General features: G+C 39.2%; 18 protein-coding genes and 2 pseudogenes. 18 read left to right on the plus strand and 2 right to left on the minus strand.

Annotated elements, in window-relative coordinates; genetic code table 11:
- Positions 1 to 17: 17 nt before the first annotated feature.
- A complete protein-coding gene (locus JCM15907_RS05235; protein WP_025842994.1) occupies positions 18 to 1103 on the minus strand; it encodes a mannose-1-phosphate guanylyltransferase in 1086 nt (361 codons plus the stop codon).
- Between the two features lie 449 nt (positions 1104 to 1552).
- Between JCM15907_RS05235 and dnaK the strand changes: the two are divergent.
- The 4 genes and pseudogenes from dnaK (at position 1553) to JCM15907_RS13355 (ending at position 6245) form a co-directional block, all read left to right on the plus strand.
- Positions 1553 to 3456 (plus strand): annotated as a pseudogene (dnaK, locus tag JCM15907_RS10905) (molecular chaperone DnaK).
- 210 nt (positions 3457 to 3666) lie between these two features.
- Positions 3667 to 4221: a helix-turn-helix domain-containing protein gene (locus JCM15907_RS05245; RefSeq protein ID WP_025842995.1), complete on the plus strand. Its 555-nt coding sequence runs from the start codon at positions 3667 to 3669 to the stop codon at positions 4219 to 4221.
- 12 nt (positions 4222 to 4233) lie between these two features.
- Positions 4234 to 5495: pseudogene (locus JCM15907_RS10910) on the plus strand (tyrosine-type recombinase/integrase).
- Positions 5496 to 5822: 327 nt separating this feature from the next.
- A complete protein-coding gene (locus JCM15907_RS13355; RefSeq protein ID WP_242396801.1) occupies positions 5823 to 6245 on the plus strand; it encodes a hypothetical protein in 423 nt (140 codons plus the stop codon).
- Between the two features lie 82 nt (positions 6246 to 6327).
- Here JCM15907_RS13355 and JCM15907_RS05260 read toward each other — a convergent pair whose 3' ends face one another.
- The gene (locus tag JCM15907_RS05260; RefSeq protein ID WP_025842996.1) at positions 6328 to 6798 is read right to left on the minus strand and encodes an HU family DNA-binding protein; all 471 of its coding nucleotides are present in this window, start codon (positions 6796 to 6798) and stop codon (positions 6328 to 6330) included.
- 412 nt (positions 6799 to 7210) lie between these two features.
- Between JCM15907_RS05260 and JCM15907_RS05265 the strand changes: the two genes are divergently transcribed.
- From JCM15907_RS05265 to JCM15907_RS10930, 14 genes are all read left to right on the plus strand, one after another.
- Positions 7211 to 7567: a helix-turn-helix domain-containing protein gene (locus JCM15907_RS05265; protein ID WP_025842997.1), complete on the plus strand. Its 357-nt coding sequence runs from the start codon at positions 7211 to 7213 to the stop codon at positions 7565 to 7567.
- A 14-nt stretch (positions 7568 to 7581) separates the two neighbouring features.
- The gene (locus JCM15907_RS05270) at positions 7582 to 8787 is read left to right on the plus strand and encodes a virulence-associated E family protein (RefSeq protein WP_370664409.1); all 1206 of its coding nucleotides are present in this window, start codon (positions 7582 to 7584) and stop codon (positions 8785 to 8787) included.
- A gap of 296 nt (positions 8788 to 9083) precedes the next feature.
- Complete coding sequence (locus tag JCM15907_RS05275; RefSeq protein WP_242396803.1) at positions 9084 to 9905, plus strand: DUF8464 domain-containing protein; 822 nt, start codon at positions 9084 to 9086, stop codon at positions 9903 to 9905.
- 128 nt (positions 9906 to 10033) lie between these two features.
- Positions 10034 to 10396: a MobC family plasmid mobilization relaxosome protein gene (locus JCM15907_RS05280; protein ID WP_025843000.1), complete on the plus strand. Its 363-nt coding sequence runs from the start codon at positions 10034 to 10036 to the stop codon at positions 10394 to 10396.
- Positions 10386 to 11222, plus strand: coding sequence for a relaxase/mobilization nuclease domain-containing protein (locus JCM15907_RS05285; RefSeq protein WP_025843001.1), 837 nt, complete (start codon positions 10386 to 10388; stop codon positions 11220 to 11222). Before JCM15907_RS05280 ends, JCM15907_RS05285 begins: the two co-directional genes overlap by 11 nt.
- A gap of 128 nt (positions 11223 to 11350) precedes the next feature.
- Entirely contained in the window at positions 11351 to 12073 is a 723-nt protein-coding gene (locus JCM15907_RS05290; RefSeq protein ID WP_025843002.1) for a hypothetical protein, read from the plus strand.
- Between the two features lie 119 nt (positions 12074 to 12192).
- A complete protein-coding gene (locus tag JCM15907_RS05295) occupies positions 12193 to 12387 on the plus strand; it encodes a helix-turn-helix domain-containing protein (protein WP_025843003.1) in 195 nt (64 codons plus the stop codon).
- Positions 12388 to 12429: 42 nt separating this feature from the next.
- On the plus strand, positions 12430 to 13584 hold the full coding sequence (locus JCM15907_RS13360) for a hypothetical protein (RefSeq protein WP_242396805.1): 1155 nt from the start codon (positions 12430 to 12432) through the stop codon (positions 13582 to 13584).
- Complete coding sequence (locus JCM15907_RS13365) at positions 13560 to 14432, plus strand: hypothetical protein (protein WP_242396806.1); 873 nt, start codon at positions 13560 to 13562, stop codon at positions 14430 to 14432. The genes JCM15907_RS13360 and JCM15907_RS13365 overlap by 25 nt, the downstream gene beginning before the upstream one ends.
- 26 nt (positions 14433 to 14458) lie before the next feature.
- Positions 14459 to 15610: a hypothetical protein gene (locus JCM15907_RS13370; protein ID WP_242396808.1), complete on the plus strand. Its 1152-nt coding sequence runs from the start codon at positions 14459 to 14461 to the stop codon at positions 15608 to 15610.
- A 188-nt stretch (positions 15611 to 15798) separates the two neighbouring features.
- Positions 15799 to 17265, plus strand: a complete 1467-nt coding sequence (locus JCM15907_RS05305) for an RNA-binding domain-containing protein (RefSeq protein WP_025843004.1) — start codon at positions 15799 to 15801, stop codon at positions 17263 to 17265.
- Between the two features lie 42 nt (positions 17266 to 17307).
- A complete protein-coding gene (locus JCM15907_RS05310) occupies positions 17308 to 18822 on the plus strand; it encodes an RNA-directed DNA polymerase (RefSeq protein ID WP_025843005.1) in 1515 nt (504 codons plus the stop codon).
- Between the two features lie 175 nt (positions 18823 to 18997).
- A complete protein-coding gene (locus JCM15907_RS10925; protein ID WP_036885506.1) occupies positions 18998 to 19456 on the plus strand; it encodes a CBS domain-containing protein in 459 nt (152 codons plus the stop codon).
- Positions 19457 to 19506: 50 nt separating this feature from the next.
- The gene (locus JCM15907_RS10930) at positions 19507 to 19986 is read left to right on the plus strand and encodes a hypothetical protein (RefSeq protein WP_036885509.1); all 480 of its coding nucleotides are present in this window, start codon (positions 19507 to 19509) and stop codon (positions 19984 to 19986) included.
- Positions 19987 to 20191 lie beyond the last annotated feature (205 nt).

The following is a 20191-nucleotide window of genomic DNA, read 5'->3' on the forward strand; positions in this document are numbered from 1 at the left end:
TTCTCAACGACGAATGGTTAGATGTATTCTTCTCCGAACTGCAACTGCGCAGAGGTCATAAGAGCTTTTACTCGCTGCTCATCATCTTTGTCGCAAACCATAAGCACATTGTCGTGTTCGGCTATAATACAATTCGAAACACCATGTACCACTACAATGCGGTCTTTATTGGAGAGGCTTACCACATTGTTACTTGCTTTGGAAAAAATGCAACGAGTGTTGAGTGCAGCATTACCCTCGGTGTCCTTTTCTGCAAGTTCGTGTATTGCTCCCCATGTACCCAAGTCAGCCCATCCAAAGTCTCCTGGTAACACTCGTACATTATTTGCCTTCTCCATAATAGCATAGTCAATAGAGATGTTGGGGCAGTTGGGGAAGTTTTCTTGGATGAATTCTTTCTCCTGCTCAGTACCATAAACCTTTTCTCCTGCTGCGAATATCTCTGCTATTTCGGGCGCATGCATTTCAAAGGCGGAAAGTATGGTCTGCATATTCCAAGCAAACATACCACTATTCCAAAGGAAATCGCCACTTTTCACAAAGATTTCTGCCATTTCGATATTGGGTTTCTCGGTAAAGAGCTTAACCTTTATGAAGTCATCCTCTTGGTTTTCACTATCCATCTGAATGTAGCCATAGCCTGTCTCTGCACGGTGGGGCATGATGCCAAGGGTTACCAACGAGTCGTGCCCCTGTACATATTGGAGCGATTTCAAAGCTAACTCCTTAAAGCGGGCATTGTTTAAAATCACATGGTCCGAGGGAGTAACGAACACGCTCGCATCAGCACAGCGTGATCGTATACGATGCAAGGCATAAGCTATACAGGGAGCGGTATTGCGACGCATCGGTTCGGCTAAAATCTGCTCTTGTGTCAAGTCTGGTAATTGGTGCAAAGTCTCCTCTATATAGACCTCATTGGTAACTACATAGACATTTTCTTTCGGCACAAAAGAGGTTACTCTTTGGTAGGTTTGCTGTAAAAGCGTTTGCCCCGTGCCAAAGAAATCCAAAAACTGTTTGGGTTTATCTTTTCTACTCACAGGCCAGAAACGACTGCCTATACCTCCTCCCATAATAATGCAGAAAAACTTATTAGCCATAGTCTTTGTTTTTTGTTTATTTTTATAATGTTACAAAGATACAGGAATAATTGGGGTAGCGGGCTACAGACAAGGGAGTAAAAGCGAGTTTTAATACCTGTTTTTTCTCCTATTTTATTGCATCGCTCTGTCTCAATCTGACAAAATGACCTATACCTTTTGTCTAAGTAACGAAAAGGTATAATAGTTTCGTCTAAAACCTATAATCCTTTTTCCAAAAAGGGTTAATGCTTACTCAAGTTTGGACTATACCTTTTGAAGATACCATAGAGACCCTATATAATTAAAGTGTGGGAGAAGGCAAAGTAAACGTAAGCCTCCTTTAACCATATGGGTAAATCTTCTTTGGCACGGTAGTTGTATTTTCCAAGGCGTAAGTTCTTCTCGAACTCTAAACAGCAATAGAGTAGGGAAGTGGAAAAGGAAAATAAAAGAAAGGAAAATATATTATGTCAAAGATTATTGGAATCGATTTAGGTACAACTAACTCTTGCGTTTCTGTACTCGAAGGGAACGAACCTATTGTTATTGCTAACAGCGAAGGTAAGCGTACCACTCCCTCTATCGTAGCTTTCGTTGAGGGTGGAGAGCGTAAGGTGGGCGACCCCGCCAAGCGTCAAGCTATTACCAATCCTACTAAAACGATTTACTCGATTAAGCGTTTCATGGGAGAGACCTATGACCAAGCTGCCAAGGAGATAGACCGTGTGCCTTTCAAAATTGCAAAGGGAGACAACAATACTCCTCGTGTAGATATTGATGGTCGTCTATACACTCCACAAGAAATTTCGGCAATGATTCTCCAAAAGATGAAGAAAACAGCCGAAGACTATTTAGGTCAAGAAGTAACCGAAGCGGTTATTACCGTACCTGCCTACTTTAACGACTCTCAACGTCAGGCAACAAAAGAAGCGGGCGAAATTGCAGGTCTCAAGGTACGTCGTATCGTAAACGAACCTACTGCCGCCTCTTTGGCTTACGGTCTTGACAAGTCTAACAAGGATATGAAGATTGCCGTATTTGACTTGGGTGGGGGTACCTTCGATATCTCTATCTTGGAGTTGGGCGATGGAGTTTTCGAAGTAAAGTCTACCAATGGAGATACTCACTTGGGTGGTGACGACTTCGACCACGTGATTATCGACTGGTTGGCAGAAGAGTTCAAGGCTGATGAGGTATAGACCTCCGCCAAGACCCTATGGCTCTCCAACGTTTGAAAGAGGCTGCCGAAAAGGCAAAGATTGAGCTTTCAAGTTCTAACAGCACAGACATCAACTTGCCTTACATTATGCCTGTTAATGGTATTCCTAAGCACTTGGTAAAAACCCTTACGAAGGCTAAGTTTGAGCAGTTGGCAGATAGCCTCATCCAAGCGTGCGAAGCTCCTTGTATGCAGGCTCTCAAAGATGCAGGTCTTTCGGCTTCTCAAATCGACGAAGTAATCCTCGTAGGTGGTTCTACTCGTATCCCTGCCATCCAAGAGAAGGTACAAAAGATATTCGGAAAGGCTCCTTCTAAGGGCGTTAACCCAGACGAAGTTGTGGCTATCGGTGCAGCTATCCAAGGTGGAGTATTGACCGGCGAAGTGAAGGATGTATTGCTCCTTGACGTTACTCCTCTATCTCTTGGTTTGGAAACTTTGGGTGGTGTGATGACGCACCTCATCGAAGCAAATACAACCATTCCTACCAAGAAGAGTCAAGTGTTTAGTACAGCGGCAGACAATCAGCCTTCGGTAGAAATCCACGTGTTGCAGGGCGAGCGCTCTATGGCTAAGGATAATAAGAGTATCGGCCGCTTCAACCTCGATGGTATTACTCCTGCGCCTCGTGGAGTACCTCAAATCGAAGTAACATTCGATATCGATGCCAACGGTATTCTCAACGTTTCGGCAGTTGATAAGGCTACGGGTAAGGAACAAAAGATTCGTATCGAGGCTTCCAGCGGTTTGAGTGAAGAAGAAATTGCTCGCATGAAAGCCGATGCTCAGGCCAATGCTGATGCCGACAAGCAGACCAAAGAGCGCATCGAGAAGATAAACCAAGCCGATAGCATGATTTTCCAAACCGAAAAACAGCTCAACGATCTTGGCGATAAGCTCCCAGCCGACAAGAAAGCGCCTATCGAAGCTGCTCTCCAGAAGCTCAAAGAAGCTCACAAGAGCGAAGATATTGCAGCTATCGACAAAGCTATGGAAGAGTTGAACACAGCTTTCCATGCTGCTAGCGAAGAGATGTACAAAAACACTGGTGCAGGTCCCGAAGCAGGTGCCGCAGGTCCTAACCCAGGAGCCAACACCTCCGCTAATAAGGGCGAAGATATCTCGGATGCAGACTTCGAAGAAGTGAAATAATTACGCTCACAAACGAGCATCAAATAAACAGTAAATAGCAGTAAGATAATAACTTGCTGCTATTTTTATTTTCTAGAGTTTCTCGTATTTCTTCGTTTTCTATCGATTTTAGTCGTATATTTGTACCATATTTGTGCCGCGACTTATTAGTGTATAAAGTGCGACTTAAATAAAAATATAAATTGATTATCAGATAGATAAGAAAAGCGTATGCCAGCTGCAAAATTTCAGATTGAGCGAAAGTGCGAATTGTGTGGGAAGACCTTTCTAGCCAAGACAATCACATCAAGGTATTGTTCTATACAATGCTCAAGGTCTGCGTATTCACAAAAGAAGCGAGAGGAAAAGTTAGAAGAGCTACGGAGAGAGAAGGCTGCAAAGGTTCCCAAGGATCAACCTTACCTCTCTATCTCTGATGCTATTGCTTTATATGACGTTTGCAGAGATACACTATATCGACTCGTCAGAAGTAAGGCTCTCCGAAGTTATAACTTGGGAAAAAGGATGACTCGTATCTGTAAAGAAGATTTAGAACGCAACTTTAATCTGAGGCCTATTGATGAGCAAAAGGCGAGAAGAAGAAATGAGGCTAAGCTTTACAACCTTGAACCCGAGTATTGTTACACAATTGGTGAAATAACAGCCAAGTTTGGTGTCACGGAAGGGACGGTATATAAGCATATCAGAAAGTTTTCCATCCCCATAAGGCAGATTGGCAATTATGTCTATGCCCCAAAGTCAGAGATAGACCAACTCTACAAATAACCTTAGATACACATGAGAAAGGAATTACACAACACGAAAGTAACTGTGCGACTTCGCAAGAGTGCATATAGAAATGAGTGGTATCTCTACATTGAGAGTTACCCAGTCTACACTGCGGGTAAATCCGAGCACAACGTGTCCGTGAGTATCTCAACCGCATAGTAACTACGGTAGTCTGGGATAAAACTCGGACTGCACGCACAACATCTTCGAGCAAATCGTACAAACCCAAGCGAGATTTGAATGGAGTGATACAGTGCAAAAGTGAGGTCGATCAAGAAGCTTGTATCTATGCCGATGAGGTGAGAAAGCTCCGTCAAAGAGAATACGACAATGCAGACTTGTACAGTGATGCAGATACGGCTCAGGCGGAGCAAAAGGAACGTTTGCAACAAAATTTCATTGCTTATTTTCGAGAGGCGATGTACAAGCGACACCAAAATAGCTCCACTTCTATTCTTGTCAATTGGAAGAGAGCTCTGGATTTTCTTAAAATGTATGCGGGAGAAAATTTGCCGTTTTTCAAAATCGACAATGCTTTTGCCGAAGAGTACAAACGTTTCCTTTTGACAGCTCCTCGTGGAGGGAATAAATGTGGTACTATTTCTCACAATACGGCATCCACTTATTTTTCTATTTTCAAGGCAGCTCTCAAGCAGGCATTTATAGATGGTTATCTAACTGTTGATATATCCGCCAAAATAAAAGGTATTCAGGAACAGGAGTCTCGCCGTGAATACCTTACCGTAGAGGAGTTAAATACGCTTGCTTCAACCCCTTGTGATCGTGAGGTGATGAAACGGGCAGCTCTTTTCTCTGCTCTGACAGGATTACGCCACTGTGATATTCAGAAACTAAAGTGGAAAGAGATTAACATGGATGGAGAACAGCCGAGATTGCATTTTACTCAAAAGAAGACCAAGGGAGTGGAGTATATGCCTATTTCGGAACAAGCCTTACAACTATGTGGAGAACGAAGATTGCCAGAGCAATTGGTTTTTGAAGACCTGCCTAATCCATCATGGATTTCTAAACCTCTAAAGCGTTGGATAGAGGCTGCTGGCATCAAAAAGTCCATAAGCTTTCATTGCTTCCGCCACTCCTACGCGACTCTACAACTTGCCAGCGGTACAGACATTTATACCGTAAGTAAGATGCTGGGACATACGAATGTGAAGACAACGCAAATCTATGCAAAGGTGGTCGATGAAAAGAAAAACAAGGCGGCACAAGCCATAAAATTGGATACGATAGAGACAAAGACTCAGGAATAACCTCACAAAAATGAATAAAGATGCAGTCTAAGTACTTTGAATATATAATTGTTTATTTATCCGTCCTGCTGGCGTGTGCCTTAATTGGCATAATTGTGAGATTTGTTTTTATCTCGGCTGGAGTTGATGAATTTACTGCAACTGTAATTTTCTGCATTGTTACAGGTGTAGGCATCATTCTCTATTCAGCCTAATGCTTCTGATTGACGGCTTGTTCACAGCTATTGTGAAGAAGTTTTTCCCTCACAAGCATTCTCCATCATCACTTCAAAAGAAGAAAGAAGTTGAGCAGGATTTGGACCCAAGAAGAAAGAAGTTGAGCAGGATTTGGACCCAAATAGTATAGAGCCCGAATTCATTCAGGAGATACGAGTTAATCAGCAGCGTAAACAAAGCGATAAATCAAAAGAGAAGTTGGAGATAGCCATCTCCTATACACAGCAAGAATTTGCCCCTTATGTCTCTGATGACGATTTGATACAACTTTGTCAACACATTACAGCTTATTCAGAAGGAAACGTCTTACAAAACCCTCAACCTGTCAGGGTAGCAAAGCTTGCTTCTTTAGACCTGTATCATTTCGGCTGGAATATTTGGAAACATTTCAGTATCGGCAAACAAGACGAGGTTGCTCTTTTCCTCAAGCTTGTTTTTGCCGATGCATTAAAAGACGTTGAGCCCGACACCATCAAAAGCCACCTCAAAGACGATGAACAAAAAGGGCTAATCAAGATTCAGAAAAACCTATAAAGAAAGAGTTTGCTCAAACAAAAAGCAAACTCTCTACTCTATTGCAAAAATTTCTGCAGTTGGGTGTACCCTTGTTTAACCATTATATGCCCTCACCGCTATCCTCTCCACTCCCTGCATCAGGCTTTGGGGCAGGTTTTGCTCCCTTCTTTGGCTTGGCAGTTGTCTGTTCATAGCTTACATCGGTGAGCGTAAAGTACTTTTTTGAAGGGCTGAGGCGAACAACAGGCTTCTCAATGTGTACATTCGCGTTAAATTTTTCACCTTGTGGAACAGCTCTACTCTTGAATGAAGGTTTCAATGTTCCCAAATCGCCAAAATCCACAATATCACCATTAGATACTATGTCTTTTGCTATCTCGGTAGCATAGTTTAATACAGCCTCCACTTCCTGACGATTAAAAGTTGTAGACTTAGCTACACGCTCACAGAAATTGCGGAAACTTACACGACTCCTACCTGTAGGTTGAGCGATTTGAACTATCTTTCCTGCATTCTTACCAACATTTAGTTTACGCTCTACAAGAACGAATTGTAACGGTTTATTTGTCATAATTCCTACATTCTCCTCCTTATATTTCCTCTGTCAGAGCTGGAGGTGTTAGCTTCAGTCAAAGGCTTTTTAGTTCTCCGCTGCAAAGATATTTAATTTATAAAATAAAACATTGGAATTTTACAAAAAAAAGCTTTGTAGGTTTTAGAGGAAAACTCCTAAGCTTTAAATTAAAAGCTTTATACCTTTCCTTGATAAGCGTTGGCTTAAAGCAGAAATGAATATCTCCCTCTTATTCATAATCTCGTATTCTCGTTCAATTGCTCATTAGATGATTTTATAGTTTTGTTGGTTTAAGAAGATTATTAAAACGCACGAATCATAGTGTTTTTGTAGTGTTTTCTCCGTGTTTTGAATCACAGGGAAAACACTTTATTCATTTGTGCCATGTTAAACTCAAAATAGTATAAACATGGACAACAACGAAATTTCTTTTGAGAATCTACCTAAGGCGGTAGCTCACTTAGTGAACGAAGTAGCTGAGATCAAAGCCTTGGTCGAGAAAGGGCAAGATGCGGTTATTTCTCCAAAACGTATTCCTATCGGGATAGATGAAGCGTGTAAAATCATCGGGAAGGCCAAACCTACAATTTATACACTTGTGCGCAAGCGTTTACTCCCTTGCTACAAGAATGGAAAGCAACTCTACTTCTTCGAGGATGAGTTGCTCGAATGGATAGCCAATGGTCGTAGAAAAAGTGTGCGAGAACTTGCCGAAGACTCAAAGCTCTTTATCTCTGAAGGGAAGGCCAAGCGCTCTCATTTCTAAATATCTATTCAACGATGAAAGAAGAAATGGATGAACGACCTGAAGGGAAGCAATCCAAGAATGAACGGATAGAGTCCTTTCTAAGAGAGCACTATGACTTTCGATTCAATACCGTAAAAAGTCGCACGGAGTTTCGATACTCGAATAAAGAAGCACCTTTCTACCCACTCGGTAAATTCGATATCAACTCCATGCGACGGCTGTTGGATTCTTCACAAGGTATCAGTACTTCGGCAGAGAATATACGAGCGATATTGGAAAGTGATTTCTGCCCGCGTATCAATCCTGTACAGGAGTATTTCCAAAAACTATCGAAGTGGAACGAGGGAGAAGATTCGGAGATTATTCACTTGGCTTCGTGCGTAACGGTTCGGAATCCTGAGAAGTGGCAAACTTATCTGACCAAATGGCTTATTGCAGTGGTGGCGAATGCGATGGATGATTTGTTCTGTCGCAATCACACCTGTTTGGTTTTGACTGGAGAGCAGGGTAAGTTCAAGACAACTTTCTTAGACTTGCTTTGTCCTGTGGAGCTAAAAGCATATTTGTTTACAGGTACTATTGACCCTCAAAACAAGGATACGCAGACCCTTATAGCTGAATACCTGTTTATCAATATCGACGACCAACTCAAAGCCCTCAACAAAAGAGACGAAAATGAGTTGAAGAATCTCATCACTACTCCACGGGTTAAGTATCGCAGACCATACGATACGTACATTGAAGAGTATCCTCACTTAGCCAGTTTTATGGCTTCGGTAAACGGTAATGACTTCCTTACAGATCCGACGGGTAGCCGCCGATTTCTTCCTTTTGAGGTAGAAGCTATTGACATAGAAGCTGCTAAACAGGTTGATATCAATAAGGTTTATTCGGAGGCTTGGTGGTATTGTAAAAGTGGGTATCGGTACTGGTTTGATGATGCTGAGATTGCAGAGTTGCACCGAGAGAGCGAAGGCTTTCATGTGCAGACAGTCGAATACGAAATGTTACTCAAAGGCTTTGAGAAACCAAGTCCTACGGAAGAATCTTATATGACCACTTCGGAAGTTCTGAATTATTTGCGTGGATACACTACGCTGAACCTATCTGAAAAACGAATGGGAGAAGCTCTGCGCAAAGCAGGATTTGAACGAAAGTCCCGACGGATAGGAGGTAACCCTATGTATGTTTATCATATCAGGAAAGTCTTCCCGAATCCGTTCGTGAGTCCTTTTTGACTTATTGATGAATTACAGTTACTACTTACTACAAGAGAGGATAATCCAGTGAAAGAAAAAAGATTGAGCGTGTAGTATGGTTTTATAATCTGTCTTACAACAGAATTACTACTCGCACCAATGATACTACTACGAGAAAACAGGTTACGACTCTTTTTCTTTTCACGGTGAATGAGTTATTCATCCATATTCATGTAGTAAGGAGAATCTCCAAAACTTAGAAAAACATGATGAATATTGAACATATAAAATCCTTATCTCTGAAGGATTATTTGGCTAATAAAGGCCATTACCCAGTGAAGGAATATACAAGTTATGGAATGTATAGAAGTCCTTTTCGGGAAGAGAGTTGCCCAAGTTTCAAGGTTGATTATAGGGCAAACCTCTGGTATGACTTTGGAGGAGGAGAAGGTGGCAGCATAATTGATTTGGTAATGAAACTACATGGCTGCACACTGTCTCAAGCAATTGGACTGTTAGAAGACCGTGTAGAGATTAGTCCTCTTACGCAGAACGACTTTGACCGACAGGCCGAGAGTGGCGAAGAGATGAAAATAATCGAAGCCGTCTCTTTGCATCATCCTAATTTGCTGAGATATCTGCAAGACCGTAAGATTGATTGTTCTGTGGCGAAACGGTACTGTCGTGAGATTCACTATCAAGTAAAAGGGCGTACTTATTACGCTATCGGAATGCCCAACGACTTGGGAGGTTATGCCATTCGTAATCTCTATTTCAAAGGCTGTTTACCTCCTTCCAGTATCTCCTCCTTTGATCGAAATACGGATACTATCAATCTCTTTGAAGGATTTATGGATTACTTGAGTTTTTGCACTCTTTATCCTGACAGAAATACTGAATCTGCGATTGTACTGAACTCTGTAAACAATCTCCAAAAGGCTCATTCCTTGCTCTCGAAATATGCCATTGTTAACGCTTATCTCGATAGCGATGCAGCAGGAAAGAAAACGCTTGAAGTGCTTTGGAGAATGAATCTTCCCGTTAATGATTGCTCCACCCTTTATGAGGGACATAAAGACTTGAATGATTTTCTCTGTCGAAAAAATCAAGAACTCATTTCTCCTCCGAGAATGAAAAGTCGGGGACTCAAACGATGAATGGGTATGGAGTCAAGTCCTTTGATTATTAGGGGAGCAAGTTTGTGTTTTGGTCAGACCAAAACCTTGCTCTTCGAGGATTGACTCATCCCGTTGGTCTATTCATAAATCAAAAAACAAATACAGCAATGAAAACAATAGAAAATCGCAATACGAATGGTCGCCCACCCAAACGACCAGTAGAAAAGAAGAAATATAAGGTTACACTGAAAATGGCAACCGAGGAGTTCTACTCTCTCAAAGCTAAAGCGCGGCTTGCAGGGATTACTCGAAGTGAATACATCCGTCGTTGTATTGCTACGAGTATAGTCAGGCAGAGACTATCTCCCGAATTGATGAATCACCTTCGCCAGCTAAGTGGTATGGCCAATAATGTCAATCAGATTGCCCACAAAGCCAATGCTATGGGATACGCACGAGTCTATCAAGACAACCTTGCGATGACTGAGAGATTGGACAATATCATAAAACGAATCGAAGATGATTGCTAAGATTGTTCAAGGGAGAGGATTTCGAGGGGTGATAAACTATGTTTTGGGAAAAGAGCGTGCCCAACTCTTGCAGGCAGAAGGTATTCGTCTGAAAGATAGCGAAGCTATAATCCGAAGCTTTATTACTCAAAGCAAACTCAATCCCAAGATTACGAAACCTGTAGCCCATATATCTTTGGATTTCTCAGCTCAAGATAAAGGGCGTTTAACGGATGCTTTTATGGTCAAGGTGGCACAGGAGTATTTACAGAAAATGGGCTACTCCAACACACAGTATCTTATTGCTCGCCATCACGATACAGACCATCCACACATACACATGGTAATCAATCGTATTGATAACGATGGTCGAAGAATTTCAGATCAAAATGAAAAACTACGTAGCACAAAGGTCTGCATGGAACTGACTAAGAAATACGGATTATATATTGCTTCTGGAAAAGAGAATGTCAAGCGTGAACGGCTGAAAGGGAACGACAAAACCAAATATGAGATTTACGACGCTCTCAAAAAAGCTATTCCTCAAAGTTTGACGTGGGGCCAGTTTCAAGCGACCCTAAAGCAATCAGGTATAGGCTTGGAATTCAAAATGAATGGCAATACGTATAAGATTCAGGGCATCATTTTTGAGAAAGACGGCAATCGGATTTCAGGCTCCCATGTAGATAGAGAATGTAGCTTCTCAAAGATTGACAGGCAGATTAAAGATAATGCTTATCAAGCACTTCAAGTGGCAGAAAAACAAGAGTTCAAAACATCGGAAACTGGAGGTGTGATGGATGCTCTTGATTCTCTTATCGGGCAACTCAACATTTTCTCTCTTTAATAGTCCTCATTATGATGCGACACTTGCCGAATACATTCAGACTCTGAAAGCCAGAAAGTTGGCAGCTAAAAGCAAAATAAGGATACGCAGAGTACTGCACTAATGTTTAATCATAAAAGAAAAAGTATATGAATACAGATAGAATGGATACTTCGGCCGTATATGGCCTATTTGAGGAATTGAAGCAAAGTCTTACGGAAATGGCTTCCTTCTTAAAGGGAAGATCTGAACAACAAACAATCGATTTGAGTAAAATCGAAGAACTTTTTGAGAGGATGAATACACTTTCAAAGCAAGAGGTATTTTCTCCCGAACAAATCAGGGTCTTGGAAGAAATACTTACCAAGAGTGTAGTGGCAGGACTAGAAGTAGCCTTTGAGAAGCTGGATGGATGGGGCTCAGAGAAAAAAGAGACTCTACAAGCCATCGAGGCAAAAATTGATGAGATGGGCAAAGAGAGTCGTAATGTCATCCGTAAAGAACATATTCTTAGTCTTGACTTTAAGAATAGTAAAACGGTTATCTCTCTTTGCAGTATGGGGCTTGTTCTTTTGTTTTCACTGCTTGGAAACTTCTGGCAGATGCGACAAAACAGTCAACTATCGGATAATGACTTGAAGTATCGCCACATCAAAATGTATGGAGAAGCCAATCAGGAAAAGCTAATGGATTTGGAAACGGTTTTTACTTATCAGAGAGACGAAGAGCAGATTGCTCTTATCCGAGAACAAGTGGAAACCTACGAACGATTAGTCAAAGAGCAAGCTGAAAAGACAGAGCGAGCCCGTCTGAACACATCTCAAGCAAATGAACTTCGGAAGCAGGCTGAATCTATAAAACAACGGAAATAAATGCTTCTCTTCTACACCCATTAAAAGGTTTAAGGGGATGAGAAAAAAATTCTCATTCCCTTTTTCTATGCTATTTCATTTCATATCTTTACGCTATCAAACAGAGAATATTGAAAGAGATGGATAAACCCATGAATCGAATAAAAGAAGTGCTTGAGGAGAAAGGAATTAAGCAAACATGGCTTGCTGAAAAACTCGGCAAAAGCTTCAGCATTGTCAATTCCTACGTCTGCAACCGCCGTCAACCAAGCCTCGAAACCCTCTTCCAAATAGCGGAGATACTAGGGGTAAAACCAAGAGACCTTATAGAATAATGATTAGAGATAATAAGATAACACTATCTGCTAGAATCTAAAATGGAACAACAGTCAAATACAATTACAACAGTGCATGAACTCGTCGCATATTATCGTGAATTAAGACCTGAGAAATTCTCTGACTCAAAAATTGAGTATGAAATTCCTCTAACAAAAGAATTATTTGAAAAACAGCTCGAAATACTATCTACTAAAAAGATGCAGAGCAATTTTGAGAACTTCATCGTGAGATGTGCCGAAAGGCTTATTACACCTAACATAAAGCCTCAAACGGGCCCTGATGGAGGTGGTGATGGAAAGGTGGATGCTGAAACCTACGAAGTAACAACCGATATTTCAGACAAATGGTATGTGGCTGATGGTGGTGCATCAGAAAAAGAGAAATGGGCTTTTGCTATTAGCTGTAAGAAACAATGGAAACCAAAGGTTACAACAGATATAGAAAAGATTGCAAATACCAAACGAGGATATACGAGAGCTCTTTTTTTCTCTAATCAATTCATAAAGTCCAGTATAAGAGCTGATATTGAAAAAGATTTATCAAATAAATTCAATATTGAAGTTTCGATTTTCGATGCACTTTGGTGTACAAATGCAGTCTTTCATCATGGATGCAAAGATATAGCCTTGGATTGTTTGAATTTTTCCGATGAGTACAAAAAGAAAAGGGAGAAAATAGGAATCTTAGATAAACAGAGGCAGGAGCGATTGGATGAAATCGAAAAGAGTATTTTATCACGTCAAATAAATGATGTTGATACTGGCTATATAGATGAATTGCAAGAGGCTTGTATTCTCAGCAGAGGTTTAGAGCGTCCACGTATTGAAACTGAAGGTCGTTTTAGTCGGGCGTTACGTGAGTGTGAATATTATGGTTCCACTCAACAAAAGTTCAATATAATCTATGATCATGCTTGGACTAGTTTCTTCTGGTTTGAGGATATTGATGCAGTTCACAAGGATCTTTTGAAACTTAAAGAGTTCGTAAATGACAACTGTTCTGTTATCCGCATAGAGAAGATGACAAACATACTAACTAATTTGATTAATGCAGAGCGAGCAGGGCTAATTGATTCAAAAAAGGTAGAATCGGAAATTAAGTACATAAAAGAACTGTGTAATACATTAGAAAAGAGAGGAGATAAGCCTCTAGTCTCTTATTTTTACGTTTGTATATTGTCGAGCAAAGATTAATAAGTCGTTTATTATCTAAAGATCCAATAGATGAGGACATTGATGCAATCAGGCCGCTATTATTAGAAGCTCCCTCCCATCTTGAAATTGGTTTTAAGGCACAGTATAAAATAATGAATATTTTAAACAAAGTAATTGATGATAATCCAAAATATGAAGACCTTGTTGATGAACTTACGTCAATAGTGAAGAAAAGAGACTCAGAGCAAGCAGCTGCAAGAATAGAAATGGATCGTGCCATAGCTTTAATGAATAAAAAAAGGTTTAAGCAAGCAATTCGTCATTTCAGTTTTTGCATACATCCTTTTGAAAAAGAAGAATGTATGGAGGAGTTAATCAAAACTTCTGGCATGATGGGTATTGCATTGTATGAGATCGGTTTACCTTTTAGTGCGATGGCTTATCTGGTAAAAGCAGCTTCCATGTTGCTTAAAACATTTTACACTTCTGGCAATGTTTCGTATCTTTTAATAACCGTTTTGCAGAAACTTTGTGAGATTGAGTTAATGCTTGGGAGATTTGTTATGTATTTGAACTGGCATGAACTAATGATAATAGTTTCGCAGAATGGTCAGTTTGCAGAAGACGAACATTTTAATAAGATTAATGCACTTCATGATGGAACTTGGGCATGTCGTTTTGCAGCATCAGATTTGAAAGATCCAGTGATAAGTTCTCTACCAGATATACTAGAAAGAATAGGAATGTATCAATCTTCAGAATATTTAAAGTTTTCCCTAGGGTATGCAGATGAATTAGATGAAGAAATTAAAAATATTTTGTTCAAGATGGCTGGCAGGATAAAATGCTTAATCAGCCCGTATTCGAGCAGTTCTTGTGTGATTTGAATATTTCTACTAATGGACGGGCAGAGTTGCAAACAACCGTAAATAACTGCACCTTACATGTTAATTATAAAAATGTTTGTCAAAATCAAATTGTTGCAGAAATATTCTTAGGAGCGATCGAATCAATGCTTGCAACAATGGAAATATTCGAATTATTAATCATTACTCCCAGAGTGTATATTGAAATTACTGAAACAACGGGCAAGTCAGAATTAAGACTATTAGAAAGATCTAATGAATATGAGCTCTGTATTAATTTGAATTATAGTGACAAGGATTTGTGGGAATGTATTTCTATGTTTATAGCATCTTTCTTTAGTAGAAATTCTATGTCAAAAGAAGATTTGATGAAGATGCTTCAGAGTAAACAAGACGGTGAGAAACTTATGGATAGAGTAAGCAACTTATTGCAAGCAAAGCAATCGATATCTAATGTTCTTGGAAATACATTTAAGAGCAAAATAGAGGATTGGAAAAAGGAATCAGATAAGACTTACCCTTTACGGAACAAGGACTTCAAATATAACCCTAAAAATTACAGTAATAAGAAACAAAAAAAAATATCTTTTTATAGTATTAATAATGAGATGGATATATGGGAAGATGCTGGTTGGAGCGGTTGTGGATTTGTATTTGATAAACTTAAATCTACACCTCCAATATTTGGGCTTACCTTTGAGAATTTAGAGCGTGGGAAGCAAATCATTGCTGAGTGGAGGGCTAAATTAGAAAAAGGAGAACATTCCGTAATCATTTACATCATTAGAGGTGTTGATCGGAACCATCCAACATCTTATCGAGTTTGTGTAGCACCAGATGTAAAAAAAGACGAAACTAAAGAGGATCGCTATTTTACCCCCATGTGTCGCAAGTGCACTATGTCTCCCAATACGAACAGGAATCTTGACACTTTTGAAAATTTGTACAAGCAATTTGGAGGCTGTTGGTTTATGGCATTTCAAGTTAAAAGCAATGAGCAGATTATAATACCAGAGAATTTTGAAGGTGCATTTAAGTTTACTAATATCGAATTTAGAAATGCTTGGGAAATAGGACTGGATGATATGGCGATATTAGCACTAGAGCCTGATGATGAACCTTTTATACCAGAAAGTAAAAAGGATATAGCACCTATATTGGAAGTAATGGATATGTTTCGAAAGTTAAGAGCTAATTAGACATGAAAGATGACTTATAAGAGAAAAGAATTTGATGGCTCTGCTATTATGACTTTGGATATAAACAATCAAAATGAGAACTCATGAGCATTTTATGCGTAAGCGTACTTTAAAAATTATTAGACATTCTCCCAAAATGGGATGGGTAAAGATTGCTCAATATTACACATGAAGATAAAGGGAAAATTATGATAACAAAAAAGGAACTTCTACAAATGCTTTCAGACACGGAGAGCTATAATATTGAGAGAACAGAATCGACTGGCAATATGGATAAGTTTTGTCAGGCTATATGTGCTTTCTCAAATGATATTTCGGGTAGTGGTAAGAATGGCTATCTCATTATTGGAGCAAAGGATAATGGAGAGTTGTCAGGTTTGCAGGTTGATGATAAACTCTTATTGCAGATTGCCAATATTCGGACGGATGGCAACATTCTCCCTCAGCCCATCATGACAATAGAAAAGTTCCATTTTGATGAAGGGGATGTATTGGTGGCAGAAGTCCAGCCTTCAGAATTTCCTCCTGTACGTTATCGGGGGCGCGTTTGGGTACGTGTGGGGCCTCGAAAGAGTACTGCAACAGAGGCAGAAGAAAAGATACTCACAGAAAGGCGACTTTCCAATGTTCGTACCTTTGATGCCATGCCTTGTTTGGGAACGAGCATTGATGACTTGGATGTAGCTCTCATTCATAAGGAGTTTTTGCCCAAAGCTGTGGCTGAGGATATTCTCGCTGAAGATAAACGAGATATCACGGATCAACTTTCCTCCCTTGGCTTATATGATTTGCGCTATAACTGTCCGACTAATGGGGCTATTGTCCTATTTGGAAAGAATCCTGAGCGACACGTACATGGAGCGTATATTCAATATGTCCGCTTCAAGGGTAAGGATCGTGCGGGTGATATTCTCAACGAACATAAGTTTAGCGGTAATCTTTGCAAGGTATTGCCTAAGATTGATGCTTTTGTCGAGACAAGTATCTCACAAAAGCGTCCCATTCCCGTAAGTGTACTTCGGGAAGAAACGGTGTCCAAGTACCCATACTGGGCTACTCGAGAGTTGTTGATGAATGCCATTATGCACAGGGATTACGAAGGAAACGCTCCTATTCAGTTTTATGAGTATGATGATCGCATTGAGATCCAAAACCCTGGAGGATTGTACGGCAAGGTCAGTCCCGACAATTTCCCCAATGTTAGCGATTATCGGAACCCCTTTATTGCCGAAGCAATGAAAGTCTTGGGCTATGTAAACCGATTCAGCCGTGGAGTCTATCGAGTTCAGAAGGAGTTGGAAGAAAACGGTAACGGGCAAGCCTCTTTTGATTTTTCATTGATTACAGCTTTTCGAGTAGTTGAGAACGTCTCTCAAAAGTATTTTGAAGAAGGCTTTGGAGGAGATACATCCAAGAAACATCCAAGAAAAGCCCAAGAAACTACCCAAGAAACTACCCAAGAAACTACCCAAGAAACTACCCAAGAAAGGATTTTAGCAGCTATTCAGGCAAAGCCTGAAATTACTCAAAAGGAGTTGGCTCAATCTATCGGTATCACTCTTGATGGCATTAAATATCATATTAAGAATATGACTAAGCAAGGGCTAATCAAACACGAAGGCCCTACAAAGTTAGGTAAGTGGATAATACTCTAAATTCTCCACGATTAAATATTAAATAGCTATTATGATTTGTGTATGAAAACCGTTTTGGAACTAACACCTCAAAAAGCTTTGAAATTTTTTATGGATGCAGAAAATTATTGTAGTTTGTCTCTTCCTGTATATTTAAATTTTCAACCAGTATTAGATTATGTACAAAAAATGGTCGGTAAATCTGACTTGGACAGTTGTTTAAAAACGGCAAAGGTGTATCCGTCCAATTTTGATGGGGTAAATTATAAAATGCTCATCAATAAAGATGGGAGATATGCTTTCAGACCCTTACAGATAGCGAATCCTTTTTTGTACTATTTGCTGGTTCGCAGTATAACAACAAAATCTAATTGGAATACAATAAAGAGGAGATTTCAAGACTTTAAGGATGATCATATTGAAGTCTCTAGTATTCCTGGATTGAAAGAGGAGGAAGATAAAACACTTGTAGGTGCAACAATATCAAATTGGTGGGAAAATGTTGAACAGCGAACAATAGAACTTTCCATACAGTACAAATATATGTTCATTACCGACATAACAAACTGTTATAGTAGCATTTATACTCATGCTATAGGTTGGGCTATTGAGGGGAAAAATGTTGCAAAAGCAAAAAGAGGAAAAGTCTCCTCCTTGGGGAATACAATTGACACGTATATTCAAGGAATGCAATATGGTCAAACTAATGGCCTTCCTCAAGGGAGTGCCCTTTTTGATTTTATAGCTGAAATTATACTTGGATATGCAGACAAGAGACTTAGGGATAAATTGCAAAAGGAGAATATAAACAAATATAAGATTATCAGATACAGAGATGATTACAGAGTATTTAGCAATAGTAAAGAAGAAATTGAGAAAATTGCGTTGATACTACAAAATGTTCTTGCTGACTTAAATTTCCAGATGAATGCCTCTAAAACGAGACTAAGTGAAAATATCGTAGAAGATGCAATTAAACCAGATAAACTGTATTATATTACGAACATACCTGCATACAGAAAATTAAATAGTCTATTTGCTTCTTTTCAAAAGGAATTATATTACATCTTATCGATAGCAAAGCGGCACCCTAATTCTGGAACTATTTCTAGGCTACTGAACAATATTGGCCTAAGAATCGAGAAAAGAAAATCAATAAAAGAAAATATTCTCGTGCTTGTGGCAATTCTTGTCGAAATAGCTATCCTCAGCCCTAAGGCTCACCAACTTGTGTTAGCTTGTATTAGTAATCTCATTTCTAGAATAGAAACTAATGAAGAAAAAAGAGCTGCAATAGAGCAAGTGCGCGCAAAATTAAATTCTCTTCCCAATATTGGACATATTCAAATCTGGCTACAAAGAATTACTTACAAGCTTGATATGGAAGCAGGAGGTAATCCATATCAAGAACCTTTATGTCAATTGGTAGAAGGAAATGCAGTTGATTTATGGAATCTTGATTGGTTAAAAGATAACTTGAAAGCAGGACTACCCATTCTTCAGGTTTGTGATACAAAGAAGCGAGACTCTATGGTACCATTTATAGAAGTCAATGAGATTTCTATATTTGACTACTAAAGAAAATTATTTGCAATCGATTTCAATAATCATATTTGTACCATACGATTGCAATCCTTTGTAAATCAACATAGATTTGTTTTGAAGAAGCAAATAGGTTCTTGTCTTATAATATTAGCTATTGTTGCCTAATTTATTTTGGCACAATGGCTAATATTCTACATTACGATCCCCTATGGAAGAGTTAAAAAAGATTACTGAGGAGATTCGGCAGAATAAAGATGTAGAAAAGGAAATAACACCTCGGACTTTATTTAATGCCTTTAATTGTTATAGACGAACACCTAATAACTGCAAAGTCGTAGATAAATATTTATTAGATAATAACCTTGAAGTTGAACCTGGATACAATGAGGTTTGGATTGATACACCTATTAAACTAAAACATAAGCAAATTGCTACAACGAAATCCTTTAAAAATCCAATAAAGAAGGTTCAAGTTTTACAGTCCGCAAATAGACCACCTCATTGTGTTAGCAATAATGATAGCCTTGATAGAGCGATAAGCATTATGCGTCTCAATAATTACTCTCAACTTCCTGTTACGAATAATGGTACTAGGGGTTTATGTGGATATATTTCTTGGGAGACAATAGGAGCAGCTGTAGCAGACGGTGTTTCTAGTGGAGTCTAAAGAATTACAAAAAAGAAAATGTAAAAGAAATTGGTTTAGATTATCCTCTATTGGATGCTATTAAAATTGTCTATGAGAATGATTTTGTTGTGGTATTGGGGGGAGATAAGTCTCTTTCTGGAATCATAACAACCGCAGATATATCCTCTCAATTTCTTACCCTAACAGAACCTTTTTTTCTTTTAGAAGAGATTGAACTCTCCATCAGAACCTTTATGAATAGAGTATTTCTTCTTGAGGATATCAAGTCTATTTGTAAAGATTCTGAGACTAGAGAAATTCATTCTATAGATGATCTCACATTTGGAGAGTATCTGTATCTGTTAGGAGATGACAATCGATGGAGTCAGCTAGCTCTCAAGTTTGATAAAAGAGTGTTCTTGGAGAATCTCGAAAAAGTCCGACAAATTAGAAATGACATCATGCATTTTGAACCCGAAGGAATTACAAAAGATCAATATAAGATACTAAAATCAACATCTTGTTGTTTACGAGAGATACTTTCAAATTATAGTAAACGTAAGGTGTAAGCTTCAGAAATTCTATAATAACTCGATAGAGAACGTTACACCATCTTTATTCCCTTTCTAGTGTCTTTGGGACTCCACATTTTCATTCCTTCTATGGTGTTTCTCTGACTTTTTGAAATATTGGTAATAATCACCCCTTATCGAAAATGAACCTAATTAGTCGTCCCCTAAAAAGCCCTAATAAGCGGGAAGTCATCCATCCATG

The sequence above is a fragment of the Porphyromonas gingivicanis JCM 15907 genome, assembly GCF_000614585.1.
GTDB classification, from domain to species: Bacteria; Bacteroidota; Bacteroidia; order Bacteroidales; family Porphyromonadaceae; genus Porphyromonas; species Porphyromonas gingivicanis.